This window comes from Candidatus Accumulibacter vicinus (genome assembly GCF_000584955.1).
GTDB classification, from domain to species: domain Bacteria; phylum Pseudomonadota; class Gammaproteobacteria; order Burkholderiales; family Rhodocyclaceae; genus Accumulibacter; species Accumulibacter vicinus.
Window position 1 is genome coordinate 6,928 of the sequence record NZ_JDSS02000028.1, and the last position, 498, is coordinate 7,425.

At 65.7% G+C, this 498-nt stretch carries 1 protein-coding gene; it reads right to left on the reverse strand.

Features of this window, described 5'->3' with window-relative positions; translation table 11 throughout:
• The coding region (locus CAPSK01_RS13580; RefSeq protein ID WP_273703680.1) for a transposase zinc-binding domain-containing protein at positions 1-359 on the reverse strand (359 nt) is incomplete at its 3' end.
• Positions 360-498: the final 139 nt, after the last annotated feature.

Below are 498 nucleotides of genomic sequence, written 5' to 3' on the forward strand. Positions count from 1 at the left end.
GACGGACGGACCGGCAGCCGCGGCAAAACGTGGTCAGCCAGATGGGCGGCAGTTTCGACCATCCGCCGGGTATTACAAGCGGGACAGACGCCGCGGCCTTTGCACGACCAGGCGATGAGAAAATCGTGACCGCACTCGGCGCATCGGGCGCGGGCAAAACCATTGGCGAGAATCCCGCATTCGAGATAGCGACGGAACTCGCGTTCGATAGGGGCCGGACCGGCGGCGCTCTGCCGACGGTCACAGGTCAGTTCGAGCCAAGTGGCGAGGGGCGTCTGCACGGTGCGATAGAGCACGGTACGTTCGGGCCGGCGACGGCGATAGACAGCGGTGCGAGCGGGCGCGCAGGCGGTAGCCATGGGGATTCGGGTCGAGCACTCGAGATGCAACAACTGTATGCGTTTACAGTTGTTGGCGCAATGCCCTCTGGCGGCAGCACGCGCGCCCTCGATCGCCGCGGCTATGCCGTGGCCGTCATCAGCAGTACGGAGAGGGCAC